The sequence below is a fragment of the Pseudoalteromonas sp. TB64 genome (genome assembly GCF_000498095.1).
Lineage (GTDB): Bacteria > Pseudomonadota > Gammaproteobacteria > Enterobacterales > Alteromonadaceae > Pseudoalteromonas.
The window spans coordinates 1-14,704 of sequence record NZ_AUTQ01000129.1 but is presented as its reverse complement, the minus strand read 5'-3'; the positions used below and the strand labels follow the sequence as shown (position 1 = coordinate 14,704).

Genomic DNA, 14,704 nt, shown 5'->3' with positions numbered 1-14,704 from the left:
ACTACATTAGTTTTGAGTATTCTGTTTAAAACTAAATAACTGATAACCTTTAAGCTGCGGAATTTGTACTACTAATTGCTCTTCTTGTTTTGCAATGTCTGCAAAGCTACCGCATAAAGAATTAGCGCGTTCTTCAAGTGCACTGGCGTGTAGCCCTACTTTTTCTTCTATTTGTGCACCCATATTTTCCATGCGTTGTTTAAATGCATCCATGTCGCCTCCAGAGCCTAGCAACTCTGAACCTAAAGCCATTAAAATACTGCCCATAGACTGCATTACTGCTGATTCAACTGCTGTTTCTATTTGCTCTTCAAACTGTTGTTCAAAGCTCTCACCAAATTGATTAAAACTTTGTTGACCCATTACAAATGTACCTTGCTGGTAAAAGGTATTTTCTACTTCAATTCTAATATCGTCCATAAGTGAAGACATATCTTCAAGACCGTCGATGTTAAAAGCATTACTCACTTCTTCTAATGCAACACCGGCAATTTTCACACCATCAAGCGCTATGTTAGCTACCTCAGGGAGTTTCGTACGCAGGCTATCAGAATACTTAGTTAATGCACCACGTTGTGAGCTATCAAGCGTTACTAATTCGCCATTTACGGTTAAGTCACCATCGGTATTAAATAGCATGGTTTGATTGTTTGCCGTAAAAATTTCTAATTCGTTTGGCTTAATGCGTACGTCATTTTTAAATTCAACATCACATTGCTCACCGCTAAATGAAACAGCTGAATTGTTATCGTTATGAGCCATGGCTGCTGGCGTACAAATTAATGCGCTAACTAATAGTAATTTTTTCATGTTTTTTCTCTACTTATTGTTGATGACTATTAATATATAACAAGTTTAATGCCATTATTTTTTTATTATAATAAACAACAAATTAGTTTGTTTTAGGTGTTTTTTTGCGACTCTGTATAGTTATTAATTAACTATTTTTTAGTCAAATTAACTAAGTTATACAAGGCTATAAAAAATATTTATCGATACGATAAAAAACTCTCACTTTCCTCAATTGAAATTTAGCGCTATTTATTCACATTACTGACATGAAGACTATTTAATATAGCTACGTGACTTTATTTTGACGTGAATTTTTATAATGTTTTTGCGTTAAACATTTTAATTTACCAATTATTGCGGTTAAAAAACCCTTGGTTGGTCTCAAACACTTTATGGAGTGGGTTGTGGGTAAGACATTTAGTTACGATGCGCTAGATGACGATTTTGTTGAAGACGAGTATGAAATGCTCGGGCGTAATCAACACGATAAGAACAAGCAAAAGGTTAAGAAGAAGTTGGAAGACTACCTTGAGCAAAAACGCTTACGTAAAAACCTAGGCGAAGACGATTTAAGCGATTACACAGATTAAATCGTACTAGTATAAATAAAGGACCAATTAATATTGGAGTCTTAAATGTGCAGTTATACGTACGTTTAAGGCTTGATAGTATTGGCAATAAAGAGGCCTTGCGCCTCTTTATTACTTTTAAAGCGGATTTTTAGTTTGTGTTAATGCTTTTTGAATTGTGAGTTCTAATTTTTCGGGCTTAGTGAAAGGCGCATAACGCTTAATTGGTGTACCGTCTGCTGCAATTAAAAATTTAGTGAAATTCCATTTAATTTTTCGTGTTAAAAAGCCCGGTAAAGCTGACTTCAAATAACGAAATACAGAGTGTGCATGCTCACCGTTTACATCTACTTTAGCCGACATTAAAAAACTAACCCCATAGTTAATTAAACATCCTTGCTCTATTTGTGTTGCATCACCGGGTTCTTGTTGACCAAATTGATTGCACGGAAACCCTAAAATAACTAAACCTTGGCTGGCATACTTATTATGCAAGGCTTGCAATGACTCATATTGGTGGGTAAATCCACATTTGCTTGCGGTATTAACAATAAGCACAACTTTACCTTCAAAATCGTTAAAGTTGATAGGGTGACCTTGCAAGCTTGTTGCGCTTAGTTGATGAAATTTGTGCATATTGGTGTCTTTTTTATTATTGTTAGCAGCATTTTAACCCCAGATTAGTATTTCATAAAGTATAAAGGTTAGATAACTGCTTTAGTTTAATCTGCCTTAGTTTAATATTAAAAATAGCCCCATGCCCGCAAGGGTAGTGTAATAAATGTTATGTGTTTTATAGGCAACTATAATGGCGACAATAGCTGCGCTAAGGTAGGGGTTTTGCCAATTTAAATTAATACCATCTTCGTTTAAAAATACGATAGGTACCCAAATAGCTGTTAGTACTGCAGGGGCACTAAAGCTTAAAAATTGCTGCATTTTAGGGCCGACCTTAAACGGTAAATTACGGTGTAAAAACAAATAACGCGTAAAAAATGTAATGCACGCCATGAGTAAAATAGTCGTCATCATACGTTAACGTCCTTTTTAGCTGTTAGCCTTGCAGTGATGTAACCCGCGCTCATTGCAATTAGCGCTGAGCAAACAAGCCACAGCTCAAATCCTGTACTTTTTAAAAGTGTCGCGCTAACACCTGCCACAATAACGGTAATGAGTGAGGCTAAGTTTTTAATGCCCGGAACAACCAAAGCTATAAACGTAGCCGCTATGGCAAAGTCGAGCCCTAAATTAGTTAAATCGGGTAGCATTGTGCCCGCTACAATGCCAATTAATGTCCAAATGTTCCATGCAATATAAAAGCTAAACCCTGCGCTAAGTGCGTATGTTAAACGTATTTTTGTTCTATACGCTTTACGATGATGAGAAAATGCAAATAGCTCGTCAGTTAAAACAAAGCTAACCGGTAAGCGCCAGCGCATAGGTTGATCAATCACTTTGTGTCTTACAGCTAAACCATATAAAAAGTGGCGTGAACTAATAATAAAAGTAGTAAATAAAATAGTTAACAGCGGGGTATTACCAGCCANACTAATAAAGACATGGCTTGCGTTTCTAATGCGCTAAAGCCATTTTGAATAGCTAAAGAACCGCATAAAATACCCCAAGGGATAACGGCTAAGCACAGAGGTAACATGTCTAAAAAGCCCTTTAAAATAGCTTTTTTAACTGGTTGCATGGTATTTACTCTCACGGCTTGTAGAATGGCTAATAAGGATACCTTAATATTATGATGTTAAAGTAGTTAACATTTTCAATAATACTGTTTTTTTTAAGGATTAGTAAAATGACGACGTTAAAAGTGTGGGATGGCTTTGTCCGAAGCTTTCATTGGTTATTAGTAATAAGTATTGCAGTACTTTATTTTAGTATTGATGAGGGCATGATTGAGCTGCATTTTGTTGCTGGTTTTTTTACTTTGGCGTTGATCGCAACACGTTTAATTTGGGGTTTTATTGGCAGTAAAACGGCTAAATTAAGTGCACTTATTCACTCACCAAAAGCTGTATTTAAGAGCTTTAAAAAGCCGACTGATATAATAGGTCACTCTGCCCCTGGCAGTTACATGGTACTTGCATTTTTTGCTTTGATAATTACGCAACTTACTACGGGCTTGATGAGCAGTGATGGTATTTTAACTGATGGTCCGCTTGCGCAGTATGTATCGAGCGATACGGTTGATTTTGCAAATTGGCTGCACCGCCTTAATTTTGACATACTACTTTATGCCATCGGCTTCCATGTGCTGGCTATTATTATTTATCGAATTAAAGGCAAACCGTTAGTAAAAGCGATGATCACCGGTTCAAAAGATTTAACAGCGGGGGAGTCGCAAACCGTAGTAACAAAAGCACCTTGGTTAGCGTGGTTAATATTTGCAGCTTTATTGTTACTACTTATATTTACTTGGGCAAAAGAGCCTCTAAGTTATTTATTTAGCTAAAAGAACGCTAAAACCAATCGTTAATGATTGGTTTTTTATTTAGGTTACATTCTTTTGTTTGATTGTTGTATGCTGGCAAATTATAATCGCCGAATTGTTGGTGAACCAATCTAAAAATTAGAATGTAAAGCATCTAATCTAAGGTTTTAGACTATTAAAGCTGTTATCGTAGGATTAGCGCATAATCTATTATTATGTATTACTTGCCCTCAATGTGTTTTTTATGTATCCATATAATATGGGTACGATTTTGTAACTCTTAAGGTGTTGCTGTGTTTATGCATACGTCGTTGGCCTGTGGAAAATGGTCAGCTATAGGTTGCTTAAATCACCATACTCAATTATTTATTGGTGATGTGGTGAGTGTAACCTTTTACGACATGCAAGGAGAGCTAGTCAGTTTATCGTTTGATTATAAAATCACCTCGCTTGAGCAAGGTGAACCTCATGCATGGCTGCGTTTAGTGGCTGAGTATATTAATGTGCATATTCCTCTTGTAAGCGCAGGTAAAATGACCGATGAAGGTTTAGTTTTAGCTTATAGAAAAAACGAAATTTTTGCTTTACAAAGTAGCGGTATTTATAAAGTTCACATTGGCTTTCATTGCATAGCGAAATGCGATGATTGTATTGATACAAAAAATAACGCATACGATTATATATACCCTGAGAATAGCGATATCTACAATGCAGGAACGAAAGTACTGCAACCTAAAACTGGGGAAGTTTACGAATGCAGACCTTGGCCTTTTAATGAATTTTGCCGAGCGAGTGAAGATAAGAAAAAAATGTTTGAACCTGGCGTTGGTAAAAGTTGGGCAATGGCTTGGTTACAAATATCAGGCTAGGCATAGCTTTCATTAAAAATTAAACCCTCTGTAAGTGTTGTTATTTTTAACAAAAAAACCGCTACATCTGAGCCTACTCAATATTGAGTGGGCTTTTTGCTTTTATGATAAACTGTAAATATTATTGTTTTTTAATTGGCTTCATTTGTGTCTCGTCCTGATTTTTCTTTAAATTTATTGCCTGATTTTCCTATTGCTCAAAAGCAACCTCATAAGCTTACTACTCATAGCAAAGCATGCACTGATAATTATTATTGGATGCGCGATGATGAGCGTCAAAATGAGGACGTATTAGCCCATTTACAAGCTGAAAATACTTATTGTGATGAGCAATTAGTCGCTATGAAGCCGCTACAAAATACATTATTTGAAGAGCTAAAAGCACGTATTGTAAAAGACGACAATACGGTGCCGGTTAAGGACGGAAAATACTGGTACCACAGTGAAGTACGTGGAGATGATGAATACTCTCGGCATTATCGAAGTACAAGCATGAGTGCAGATGACAAACAACTTCTATTAGATGTAAATGAAATAGCTGATGGATACGAGTTTTTTGAATTAGGAGAGGTTGCTTTAAGTTCGTGTGAGCAACTTATGGCGTATTCAGAAGATACTGAAGGTCGTCGTATTTATACCGTGCACTTTAAAAATATTGAAACAGGCAAAATGCTGTCAGATGTACTTGAAAACACGGAAGGGCAAATTGTTTGGGCAAACGATAATAAAACTGTTTTTTACGTTAAAAAAGACTTACAAACATTACTTGGCTATCAAGTGTTTAGGCATGAATTAGGGAGTAAGCAAAGCCAAGACGTAATGGTGTATGAAGAGCAAGACAGTAGCTTTTTTATGGGGCTTGGTAAAAGCCGTGACGAGAGTTTAATTATAATTGATTTAGCCTCAACGGAAACAAACGACACATGGGTGCTTGATGCAAATAACCCTAATGGCGAATTTAAAGCGCTAATGCCGCGCGAAGAAGGTCATGAGTTTGACGTAGATAAACTGGGTGACACATTTTATATTGTGACCAATTGGCACGCTAAAAACTTTAGATTAATGACAGCAACAACCGAAACTATTTCTGATAAAACACAATGGTTAGAGCATACACCCCATAGGCGTAATGTATTGCTTGAAGGCGTAGAGTTATTTAATAACTTTTTAGTATTGAGTGAACGTGAACAGGGGCAAGCTCGATTTGTAGTTGTTGATCAGCAAAATAAACGAATGGCGTTAGAGTTTGTAGATCCTTGTTATTATGCCGCAATTGCGATGAACCCAGAGCCTGATGCACAAACAGCACGTATTTATTATTCAAGCTTAACGACACCAGGTTCTTTGTACGATGTTGATTTAACAACTGGTGTAAAAACGTTACTTAAGCAGCAAAAAGTATTAGGTAGTTTTTGTGCTGATGACTATCAATCTGAGCGATTAATGGTTATTGCACGAGATGGTATTAAAGTACCTGTTTCGGTTGTGTATCGTAAAGATAGCTTTAAAAAAGACGGTACCAATCCGTTATTTCAATATGGTTACGGTGCTTATGGTTACACTATCGATCCAAGCTTTTCTAGTACGTCATTAAGCTTACTTGACCGTGGTTTTGTTTATGTAATAGCGCACGTGCGTGGCTCTGAAATGTTAGGGCGTGAATGGTATGAGCAAGGTAAGAAAGAATTTAAGCAAAATAGCTTTAACGATTTTATCGATGTAACAAAAGCACTTATTGAGCAAGGTTATTGTGATAGCAATAAAGTATTTGCATCAGGTGGTAGTGCCGGTGGTTTGCTTATGGGAGCCGTTGTTAACCAGGCTCCTCAATTGTACTGTGGCGTTGGTTGTCATGTGCCATTTTTGGACGTGTTGACAACTATGCTTGATGAGAGCATACCACTAACAACAAATGAGTACGACGAGTGGGGGAATCCAAATGAGCCACAATTTTATGATGTAATTGAAGCTTACTCGCCGTATGACAATATTAGTGCGCAGGCTTATCCTAATATACTGGTGACTACTGGGTTACACGACTCGCAAGTACAGTATTGGGAGCCTATGAAGTGGGTTGCAAAAATGCGTGAGCTTAAAACGGACAGTAATATTTTAGTCTTTAAAACTGATATGGATGCTGGTCACGGTGGCGCATCAGGTCGCTTTAAAAGCTTAGAAGAAAAAGCGCTCGAAATGGCTTTTTTTATCGCATTGTTAAATTAACTGCAAAATCGATAAATTGTATTATTCTATATAATAGAACTTAATATATAAGGTAATTTATGTTTGGAGCACATGGCGAATTCCAGATTTGTTCACAGCCCCCTAATATGTATTTAAAATTAAAGGGTAGCTTTAACAATGAAGGCATTACATCGTTAACTAACGGTGTTATTCAAGAGTTAAGTACTCACCCCAAAAATACGATTAAGTATGTAATTGTTAATCTTGGGGAGTTTGAGCTTTTAACTTTAGATAGCCTTGATTCGCTAGAAGCTTATTTTGCTGGTGTAAAGGAGCGTGGCTATCAACGAGTTGACTATTTAAATATTAATATCGTAGCTAAAAATATGTTCGAAAGAATATGGAAAAATAGCGATGTAGAAGTAAACTTTTATAAAGATAACGAAAGCTATTTATTAGTGCACCCAAACGATAATTACATTAAGCAAAATTGGTAACTAAAATGAGTATTACAAGCCGCTACTGAAGAGGGCTTATAATACTCTCTAAACAACTTTTGTAACGTCTTGAAAGGTTCAAACACATATCATTTTTAAGCCTTACTTTATAGTCGCCGCTGTCGGTTGGCATTAGTTCGCAAATTGCTTGTTTTCTAACTAAAGTTGAGCGATGAATACGAATAAAGCCTTCAGGTACTAATTGTTGCTCAATATTTTTCATGGTTTCACGATGTAAAATTGGTGTTCCACCTTGCGTAAAATGTAGCTCTACATAATTGCCCGCACCATTTATCCAAATAATATCTTGTATATCAATTAACCTTACTTTACCTACATCTTTAACCACAATATGTGATGACGATGGCTTATCTTGTTGGGTGTTTTCTTGATATTGGCGCTCTGCTGCACTAGCAGTAGGACACAGATGTATGAGCTTATCAAAGCACTTTTCTACTCTTGGCGTTGTTGAATCTAAAGTTAAAAAATCAACTGCACCTACTTCAAAAGCAAAACTCGCAAAGTGACCAGACTGAGCAATAATTACCAATTTCATTTTTTTTGCAAGTTCAGTTAGATGCACAATTTGAGTGGGATCGGATAAATCCGTTAACTCATAAAAAAGTACGTTATATTTGGTAGTATCAATTTGATCTAATCGCTGTGTTGAAACAAGCGATTGAGACTCAAAATGTCTATGATCTTGCACGCGTTTTGTTAAAAATGTTGCAAAGTCAGTATTAGCAACAAAAGTTAGTGCATGAAAAGAAGCGTTCATTATTGTCTATCCCCTACTATGTATACTTATAAAGACCGTGCTTAGAGAAAAAAATGTTATAAAAATACCAAATATTTTCAATAATGAATGTGATGTATATTTTTATCCCATCAAACAAGCATTTCATACCTGTTACAGAGCCTATTAAAGAACATATATAGAGACTTGATTTTAATCCCCTTAATGTAACTCGCGAAGTAACCATTTAGTTACAAAAATAACAATTCAGGGGAAATAAATGAAATTAACTAACAAAGGTAATGATCGATTATTTAAAAAATCATCATTAACAGTCGCATTAAGTAGTGTATTACTTGCAGGTTTTTCGTTCCAAGGTGTTGCAGCTGAGGATGAAGAAATTGAAAAAATAGAACGAGTGCAAGTAACTGGTTCACGTATTCGCTCAGCAGAAGCTATGTCATCTGCACCAATTCAAGTTGTAGATAGCGCCGCTATCGATGCTTCTGGTTCACTAAATATTCAAGATTTACTACTTGATAACCCAGCATTTGGTTCACCGGCTATTAGCCGTACTAACTCAAATTTTAATACAGCCAGTGCGGGTGTTGCTACAGTTGATTTACGTAACCTAGGTTCTAACCGTACATTGGTATTAGTTAACGGTCGTCGTTATGTATCAGGTGTACCAGGTAGTTCTGCTGTTGATTTAAATACTATCCCAAGCCAATTTATCGAACGTGTTGAAATTATGACTGGTGGTGCTTCATCTGTTTATGGCTCTGACGCTGTTGCTGGTGTAGTTAACTTTGTTTTAAAAGATGACTTTGAAGGCGTTGAGTTTGATGGCCAATATGGTGAGTCAAGTGAAGGTGATGACGAGTCGCGTCAATTTAACTTTACCTCAGGTTTATCAAGTTCAGATGGCAAAGGGCATGCAATGTTTCACCTTGGTTACTCTGATCAAGGTGCTGTTTTCTCACGTGACCGTGATCGTTCAGCAGTAGACCAATTTTCAGGTATTTTCTTTGAAGATGATCCAGTAGCAAACCCTGGCTCTGTATTTGATGCCGTAAGCCCGTTCTTATCTTCATTCCCACCACAAGGTCGTTTTAGCGCTGGAGATGAAACATTTACGTTTGATGGTTCTAATAATCTACAAAATTCGTTTAGCACTAACGGCGGCGATGGCGTAGAGGCAAATGGTTTTAACCGAAGTGGTGTACGTACAATCGCAATACCTACAGAGCGTTACTTATTTGCGTCAAATGGTAGTTATGAATTAAGCGATAAGCATAGCTTCTTTTATGAAGGGACTTACGCTGCAACGACAACAGAGTCTGAATTAGAGCCGTTCCCGTTCGCTTCTGACGATATTTATGCAAATGGTCAAGTACCTATTGAATTTAATGTAAACGGTGAAATATTACGTAGTGCATTCGTACCAGATGATATATATAACGCAGCAACTGACACCGATGGTGATGGTATGCGTGATATCTTTTTTGCAAAACGTTTGAGTGATATCGGTAACCGTGGAGCACGAGCCGAGCGTGATACATTCCGCTTAGCACTTGGTTTTCAAGGTGAAATAGCAGATGGTTGGTTTTACGATACTTACTATGTATATGGTAAAACAAAAGAGCAACAAGTTTCAGGCGGCTTAGTTAATGTACAAAGCTTTCGTCAAGGTTTAGAGTCTGTTATCGATAGCCAAGATTTAGATGGCGACGGTATTACTGATGAAGCTATTTGTATCGATGCTACAGCACGTGGTTTTAACTGTGCACCAGTAGATATTTTTGGTTTTAATTCGTTATCACAAGGTGCTATTGATTTTGTAAGTGCACCTAGCTCACTTTCAACGTCGGTTGAGCAAGAGATTATTGGTGGTAATATTTCAGGTGATTTATTTGAACTACCAGCGGGTGTAGTGGGTATTGCTGCTGGTTTTGAATACCGTGAAGAGTTCTCTCGTAGTGAATTTGATGCACTACAGCAAGCCGGTCTTAATGCGGGTAATGCAATCCCAGCAACAGAAGGCTCGTTTGACGTAACAGAGTTTTATGTAGAAGCTAATATTCCAGTGCTTGATACTGTAACAATGAACGCAGCTGTTCGCTTATCTGATTATTCAACAGTCGGTAACACCGAAAGTTGGAATGTGGGTGTTGATTGGGAAGTAATGGATAGCTTACGTTTACGTGCTACTCGTGCTCGCTCAACACGTGCTCCAAATATCGATGAGTTATTTTCTCCACCTTCGCAAACGTTCCCAAGTGGTTTAAATGATCCATGTTTAGGTGTTAGCAATAGTGGTGGCGGTGCTGCAGGTGATGCTTGTCGTGCAGATGTTGGTGTTACATCTAACATTGCATCAAATGGTGAGTTTGCACTTAACCAGTCTGACCTACAAGGCATTAGTGGCTTTAACCGTGGTAACGAAGACTTAAAAGAAGAGGTTGGTGATTCTGTAACAGTAGGTTTGGTGTTTACCCCAGAAAACTTAATATCTGGACTAGATATCACGCTTGATTACTTCGACATTGAAATTACTGATGCAATTGTATCAACGCCTCGTCAGTTTATTCTTGACCAGTGTTATGGTGGTGGCGATACAAGCTTTTGTGACTTTGTAACTCGTCGTAGCGTTTCTTCAGGTAACAATAGTGCCGGTTCGCTAGAGTTTATCGACAGTGGTGTAACTAACAGTGGTGGCTTAGGTACAGAAGGTGTTGATTTAACACTAACGTACGCTACTGATATTGGTCCGGGTGCGTTTAGAACTCGCCTTGCTTACACTTACTTAATCGATGGTTACAGCATTCCACTTCCTGGTGCTGATAAAGATGAGTTTGCTGGAGAAATTGGTGCATCAGAGCATAAAGCTAACTGGAACTTTGGTTATAAACTTAATGACTTTGATTTTAACTGGAGCTTAACTTACATTGGCTCTGCAGACTTTGATGATCAATTCTTAAGTGGCTTTGGTATTGCACCAGGCGGAATTGGAATTGGTTCGGTAACGTACCATGATGTTCAAGCAAGCTACCATATCAGTGATTCAATGGAATTATATGCAGGTGCAAGTAACTTATTTGATAAAGAGCCACCGCGCATTCTATCGGGTGTGAGCGGTTCAAGTACTGGTACTGAAACTGATGCAGGTACGTATGATCCAATTGGTCAATCATTCTACGTAGGTTTTAGAAGTAAGTTTTAATAAATAACGGTATTAATATCGTTATTTAACGAGTTATGTTTACAAAGCCTCAGTAATTACTGAGGCTTTTTTTTGTAAAAAAAACAATACAGATTTTTAAGCAACATAGCGCTACTTGCCCCTGTATATAAGGGCTAAATCCATTTAAACCAAAAAAAACGCCACTGGTAACAGGTGCGTTGTTTAGTTTGAGTAAAGGTCTAATATGATAATCGAACCGTTTGATTATTTAACGATTTATCCCTACTTAAGCCCTCTTTGAGGGCTTTTATCTTTTTAGCTCAAAATTAATCTAAATATGCTTTTAGCATCCATACAAGTTTTTCTTGCTCAGAAATGTATTCACTCATAAGTGCTGCTGTACCTTCATCATTAGCGTCGCTAGCTTGGTTTAAAATATCACGCTGCATATGAATTAATGTACTGTAACCAGCAAGTAGGTTTTCTACTGCCGTAACGCCATCACTAATGCCTTTAGCTTCTTTAATCTCGCTTACCTTTAAGTAATCAGAGAATGCATGTAGTGGTGCGCCATCTAACGTTAAGATACGCTCAGCTACTTCGTCTACTTTTAAAAGTAATAGGTTATAAATTTCTTCAAACTTAACGTGTAGTTCAAAAAAGTTACGGCCTTTAATATTCCAGTGAAAACCACGCGCATTCATGTATTGAATTTGGTAGCTGCTTAATAGCGTATTGAGTGATTTTACAATGTCATCACTTTTTGCACTATTTAGACCAATTGCGTTTACCTGTGACATAACTTGCTCCTTAAATAACCGTTAATTTGTGAACTGCTAATGAGTATTATACATTAGCCTTAATTAGTAAAATCGTTTAATTTTATCAATGTAATAGCTTTAAACTATCAACTGTTAATGACGTTACTTTTAAATTAAGTTTATGGACTATTAATATAGATGGGTCTGATGAATTAAAATACTACCCCTCAAAAAAAATAAAAATTTGAGCTGCACAAATTATGATCTAAAACAAACTATTAGCAAGGCAATCTCATTGCCATTTTATTTATTGATGCAGGTCAAAAATCAATCACTCTAACGGCGCATAATAATGTTATCGAAATAATTAGGAGAGATAGCATGCATGCAAAAACAGCAAAACAAAATAAAGCAGAATTAATAGTCGTTGGTATAGCGCTGTTGGCATTTGTATTGGGGTTAGTTGCTCACTTGGCAGGTGCTAGTTTTGCTAACTCTGATTTTTTTGGTTACATCGCAGCACCAATCCCATTGATACTGGGTGTTATATTTTTAATTAGCTATAAAATTGCAGAGGCTGCTGAAGATTAGTCTTCACTCAAGCACTTTAAAATATAATTAACCACTTCGCGTGAGTAAATCATACTGGTATGGCTTAAATGGAACACCTTATGTTCTGCCATGCCCTTGAGCTTAGTTTCATCAAGTAACACAGTACCGTCCGAACGACTGCCTTTAACTATAAGTGGCATTAACCCGATAGGTAAGTCACCCGCAATACTGTAGAGCTTAGCTTTAAATGGCCAATTACCATTTTGCGTAAGTAAAAACTCAACACTGTTTTTTAAAAAAGACTCAAAACCTTTTTGCTTCATTTTATGGGCAATATGGCTACCTTGGTGAGGAGTGCCTAAAGTAACTACCTTTGTAACATGCTGGCTTGCTTGAGAGTTAGCTTCTAAATACGCACGAGCAATTAGGCCACCTAATGAATGGCATACAAGTGCAGAAGGTTCATTTGCAATGCATTCATCAATTTGAGCAAAAATAGTATCGCGATTAGGATCGAGAGTATTGTAGGTAATATTGAGGACTTTTACACCAGACTCTTCTAAACGAGAGCACAGTGGGCGCATAACAAAGCCAGACATATATAAGCCATGTAAAACAATAACGTGTTTAACTTTCATACGCCCTCAAAGTATCAGCAATTACATTAACTGCTGTGGTTTTATTTCAATATTAGTATGATCTGTATTAACCCACACTTCACCATCTTGAATAGTAATAGCACATAGGTTGGATCTTAAGGAATAAAACTTGAAAACATGCTCTGAATTTGATCTGATAGTAATCGCCAAACCACTATCTATCCCAAAAGCAGAGCATGAATAAATATAATACTGAGTTAAACAAAATAACGAAAGTGCTTAACGATTTTAATATTAACGAAATAGGTAAAACAAGCCGTTTTTGTAGCCGTAAACGAATAATAAAACCTTTCGAATTAGTCATGTCGTTAATAACGGCTCTAGGCGATAAATCGGTAAACACCGTGACAGATTTACATCGTTATTTTGTGAAGTTGACGGAAACTGATGTTCAATATAAACCGTTTCACAATCAACTGAGTAAGCCTGAATTCAGCCAATTGATGAAATCACTGGTCGATGTGGCGTTAAATGAATGGCAGCAACAAATACTCGGCACAGAAGTCACACTGTCAGATTTCAAACGCATCATATTGCAAGACGGAAGTTCGTTCGCAGTGCACGATAGTTTAAAAGATACCTTTAAAGGTCGCTTTACTAAAATAAGTCCTGCGGCAATAGAGGTTCATGTGAGTTGGGATGTGCTTCAAGGTTATCCCGAAGAAATCTCAGTGAGTCCTGATAGCCAAGCTGAATATGATTTTTTACCTGATGCTAAATCGTTAGTCGACACCTTGTTTTTAGCGGATAGAGGTTATTTTAAGTTATCGTATCTTGAATCAATTGATACAGCAGGAGGCTTTTATGTTGTCAGGGCTAAAACCACGGTTAATCCAACCGTAGTAGCTGCTTTTAATCGTCACGGTAACGCGTTAAAACGGTTTTCACAGAAGAAGCAAAAGGACGTTAAAAAGCATATTCGTCGTAGTGTTATTGTCGATATGGATGTGGAAGGTAAAACTAATTATCGATTGATTGCGAGCTGGCCTAGAGGAAAAAGTGAGCCTACTTATTGGGCAACGAACTTAAATCGAGAAAAATTTAGCGCTGAAGCGGTAATAAAGCTCTACAGTCTCAGGTGGCAAATAGAGTTACTGTTTAAAGAATGGAAGTCTTATTGCAACCTGCAAAAATTTAACACCAGAAAAGCGAGCATGATGGAAGGCTTGGTGTGGGCAAGTTTATTGACGTTGTTAGTAAAGAGGCGAATAGGCATGAGTGTTCAACAACTTGCCGGTATTGAGCTATCAACATTTATGGTAGCAAAAAACACCCAAGGTTGGTTTTATCAATTAATGGAGTCGATAACACAAGGCGTGATATCGACACTGAATAAAGCATGGCAAAAAACTATCAGTTTTTTGTCAAAATATGCACGAAGAGCGAACCCAAAAAGAGATAAAGAAAAAGGACGATTAAAATGCGGCCTGAATCCAATTATCTCTTAATGTCTAACCTATG

General features: G+C 37.2%; 14 protein-coding genes and 1 pseudogene. 8 read left to right on the top strand and 7 right to left on the bottom strand.

The genetic code is table 11. The annotated features are described in order from the left end of the window. Positions 1-6 precede the first annotated feature (6 nt). A complete protein-coding gene (locus tag L647_RS0110125; protein WP_024611019.1) occupies positions 7-810 on the bottom strand; it encodes a YggN family protein in 804 nt (267 codons plus the stop codon). 386 nt (positions 811-1,196) lie between these two features. Here L647_RS0110125 and L647_RS0110120 point away from each other — a divergent pair, with 386 nt between their 5' ends. Next, positions 1,197-1,382 (top strand): hypothetical protein, encoded by a 186-nt coding sequence (locus L647_RS0110120; protein WP_007579801.1) that lies wholly within the window; start codon positions 1,197-1,199, stop codon positions 1,380-1,382. A gap of 117 nt (positions 1,383-1,499) precedes the next feature. Here the strand turns inward: L647_RS0110120 and L647_RS0110115 are convergent, their stop codons facing one another. The 3 genes and pseudogenes from L647_RS0110115 to L647_RS01000000124005 form a co-directional block, all read right to left on the bottom strand. After that, the gene (locus tag L647_RS0110115; protein ID WP_024611018.1) at positions 1,500-1,997 is read right to left on the bottom strand and encodes a glutathione peroxidase; all 498 of its coding nucleotides are present in this window, start codon (positions 1,995-1,997) and stop codon (positions 1,500-1,502) included. 96 nt (positions 1,998-2,093) lie between these two features. Further along, complete coding sequence (locus tag L647_RS0110110) at positions 2,094-2,393, bottom strand: AzlD domain-containing protein (RefSeq protein WP_024611017.1); 300 nt, start codon at positions 2,391-2,393, stop codon at positions 2,094-2,096. Beyond that, positions 2,390-3,057, bottom strand: a pseudogene (locus L647_RS01000000124005) (AzlC family ABC transporter permease). Before L647_RS01000000124005 ends, L647_RS0110110 begins: the two are co-directional and overlap by 4 nt. 108 nt (positions 3,058-3,165) lie before the next feature. Between L647_RS01000000124005 and L647_RS0110100 the strand changes: the two are divergent. The 4 genes from L647_RS0110100 to L647_RS0110085 all read left to right on the top strand — a co-directional run bounded on the left by L647_RS0110100 (position 3,166) and on the right by L647_RS0110085 (position 7,351). Further along, on the top strand, positions 3,166-3,822 hold the full coding sequence (locus L647_RS0110100) for a cytochrome b/b6 domain-containing protein (RefSeq protein ID WP_024611016.1): 657 nt from the start codon (positions 3,166-3,168) through the stop codon (positions 3,820-3,822). A gap of 278 nt (positions 3,823-4,100) precedes the next feature. Next, positions 4,101-4,670 carry a hypothetical protein gene (locus L647_RS0110095; protein ID WP_024611015.1) on the top strand — a complete coding sequence of 190 codons (570 nt, stop codon included), beginning with the start codon at positions 4,101-4,103 and terminating at the stop codon, positions 4,668-4,670. 147 nt (positions 4,671-4,817) lie between these two features. Next, positions 4,818-6,893, top strand: a complete 2,076-nt coding sequence (locus tag L647_RS0110090; protein WP_024611014.1) for an oligopeptidase B — start codon at positions 4,818-4,820, stop codon at positions 6,891-6,893. 107 nt (positions 6,894-7,000) lie between these two features. Further along, a complete protein-coding gene (locus L647_RS0110085; RefSeq protein ID WP_253948854.1) occupies positions 7,001-7,351 on the top strand; it encodes a hypothetical protein in 351 nt (116 codons plus the stop codon). A 22-nt stretch (positions 7,352-7,373) separates the two neighbouring features. Here the strand turns inward: L647_RS0110085 and L647_RS0110080 are convergent, their stop codons facing one another. After that, positions 7,374-8,129: a response regulator transcription factor gene (locus tag L647_RS0110080; RefSeq protein WP_024611012.1), complete on the bottom strand. Its 756-nt coding sequence runs from the start codon at positions 8,127-8,129 to the stop codon at positions 7,374-7,376. Between the two features lie 238 nt (positions 8,130-8,367). Between L647_RS0110080 and L647_RS0110075 the strand changes: the two genes are divergently transcribed. Beyond that, positions 8,368-11,310 (top strand): TonB-dependent receptor, encoded by a 2,943-nt coding sequence (locus tag L647_RS0110075; RefSeq protein WP_024611011.1) that lies wholly within the window; start codon positions 8,368-8,370, stop codon positions 11,308-11,310. 287 nt (positions 11,311-11,597) lie between these two features. Here L647_RS0110075 and L647_RS0110070 read toward each other — a convergent pair whose 3' ends face one another. After that, positions 11,598-12,071: a Dps family protein gene (locus tag L647_RS0110070; protein ID WP_024611010.1), complete on the bottom strand. Its 474-nt coding sequence runs from the start codon at positions 12,069-12,071 to the stop codon at positions 11,598-11,600. Between the two features lie 342 nt (positions 12,072-12,413). On the opposite strand from L647_RS0110070, the gene L647_RS0110065 reads away from it, so the two are divergent. Further along, positions 12,414-12,623, top strand: coding sequence for a hypothetical protein (locus L647_RS0110065; protein ID WP_024611009.1), 210 nt, complete (start codon positions 12,414-12,416; stop codon positions 12,621-12,623). On the opposite strand, the gene L647_RS0110060 is transcribed toward L647_RS0110065, so the two are convergent. Further along, on the bottom strand, positions 12,620-13,222 hold the full coding sequence (locus L647_RS0110060) for an alpha/beta hydrolase (protein ID WP_024611008.1): 603 nt from the start codon (positions 13,220-13,222) through the stop codon (positions 12,620-12,622). The genes L647_RS0110065 and L647_RS0110060 overlap by 4 nt on opposite strands. 197 nt (positions 13,223-13,419) lie before the next feature. On the opposite strand from L647_RS0110060, the gene L647_RS0110055 reads away from it, so the two are divergent. Further along, positions 13,420-14,691: an IS4 family transposase gene (locus tag L647_RS0110055; protein WP_024610808.1), complete on the top strand. Its 1,272-nt coding sequence runs from the start codon at positions 13,420-13,422 to the stop codon at positions 14,689-14,691. Positions 14,692-14,704 lie beyond the last annotated feature (13 nt).

Coding starts and splice junctions, on each gene's coding strand:
- L647_RS0110115 (WP_024611018.1), bottom strand. CDS start 1,997: ATGCACAAATTTCATCAACTAAGCGCAACAAGCTTGCAAGGTCACCCT.
- L647_RS0110055 (WP_024610808.1), top strand. CDS start 13,420: ATGAATAAATATAATACTGAGTTAAACAAAATAACGAAAGTGCTTAAC.
- L647_RS0110065 (WP_024611009.1), top strand. CDS start 12,414: ATGCATGCAAAAACAGCAAAACAAAATAAAGCAGAATTAATAGTCGTT.
- L647_RS0110110 (WP_024611017.1), bottom strand. CDS start 2,393: ATGATGACGACTATTTTACTCATGGCGTGCATTACATTTTTTACGCGT.
- L647_RS0110080 (WP_024611012.1), bottom strand. CDS start 8,129: ATGAACGCTTCTTTTCATGCACTAACTTTTGTTGCTAATACTGACTTT.
- L647_RS0110060 (WP_024611008.1), bottom strand. CDS start 13,222: ATGAAAGTTAAACACGTTATTGTTTTACATGGCTTATATATGTCTGGC.
- L647_RS0110085 (WP_253948854.1), top strand. CDS start 7,001: ATGTATTTAAAATTAAAGGGTAGCTTTAACAATGAAGGCATTACATCG.
- L647_RS0110100 (WP_024611016.1), top strand. CDS start 3,166: ATGACGACGTTAAAAGTGTGGGATGGCTTTGTCCGAAGCTTTCATTGG.
- L647_RS0110070 (WP_024611010.1), bottom strand. CDS start 12,071: ATGTCACAGGTAAACGCAATTGGTCTAAATAGTGCAAAAAGTGATGAC.
- L647_RS0110125 (WP_024611019.1), bottom strand. CDS start 810: ATGAAAAAATTACTATTAGTTAGCGCATTAATTTGTACGCCAGCAGCC.
- L647_RS0110075 (WP_024611011.1), top strand. CDS start 8,368: ATGAAATTAACTAACAAAGGTAATGATCGATTATTTAAAAAATCATCA.
- L647_RS0110095 (WP_024611015.1), top strand. CDS start 4,101: ATGCATACGTCGTTGGCCTGTGGAAAATGGTCAGCTATAGGTTGCTTA.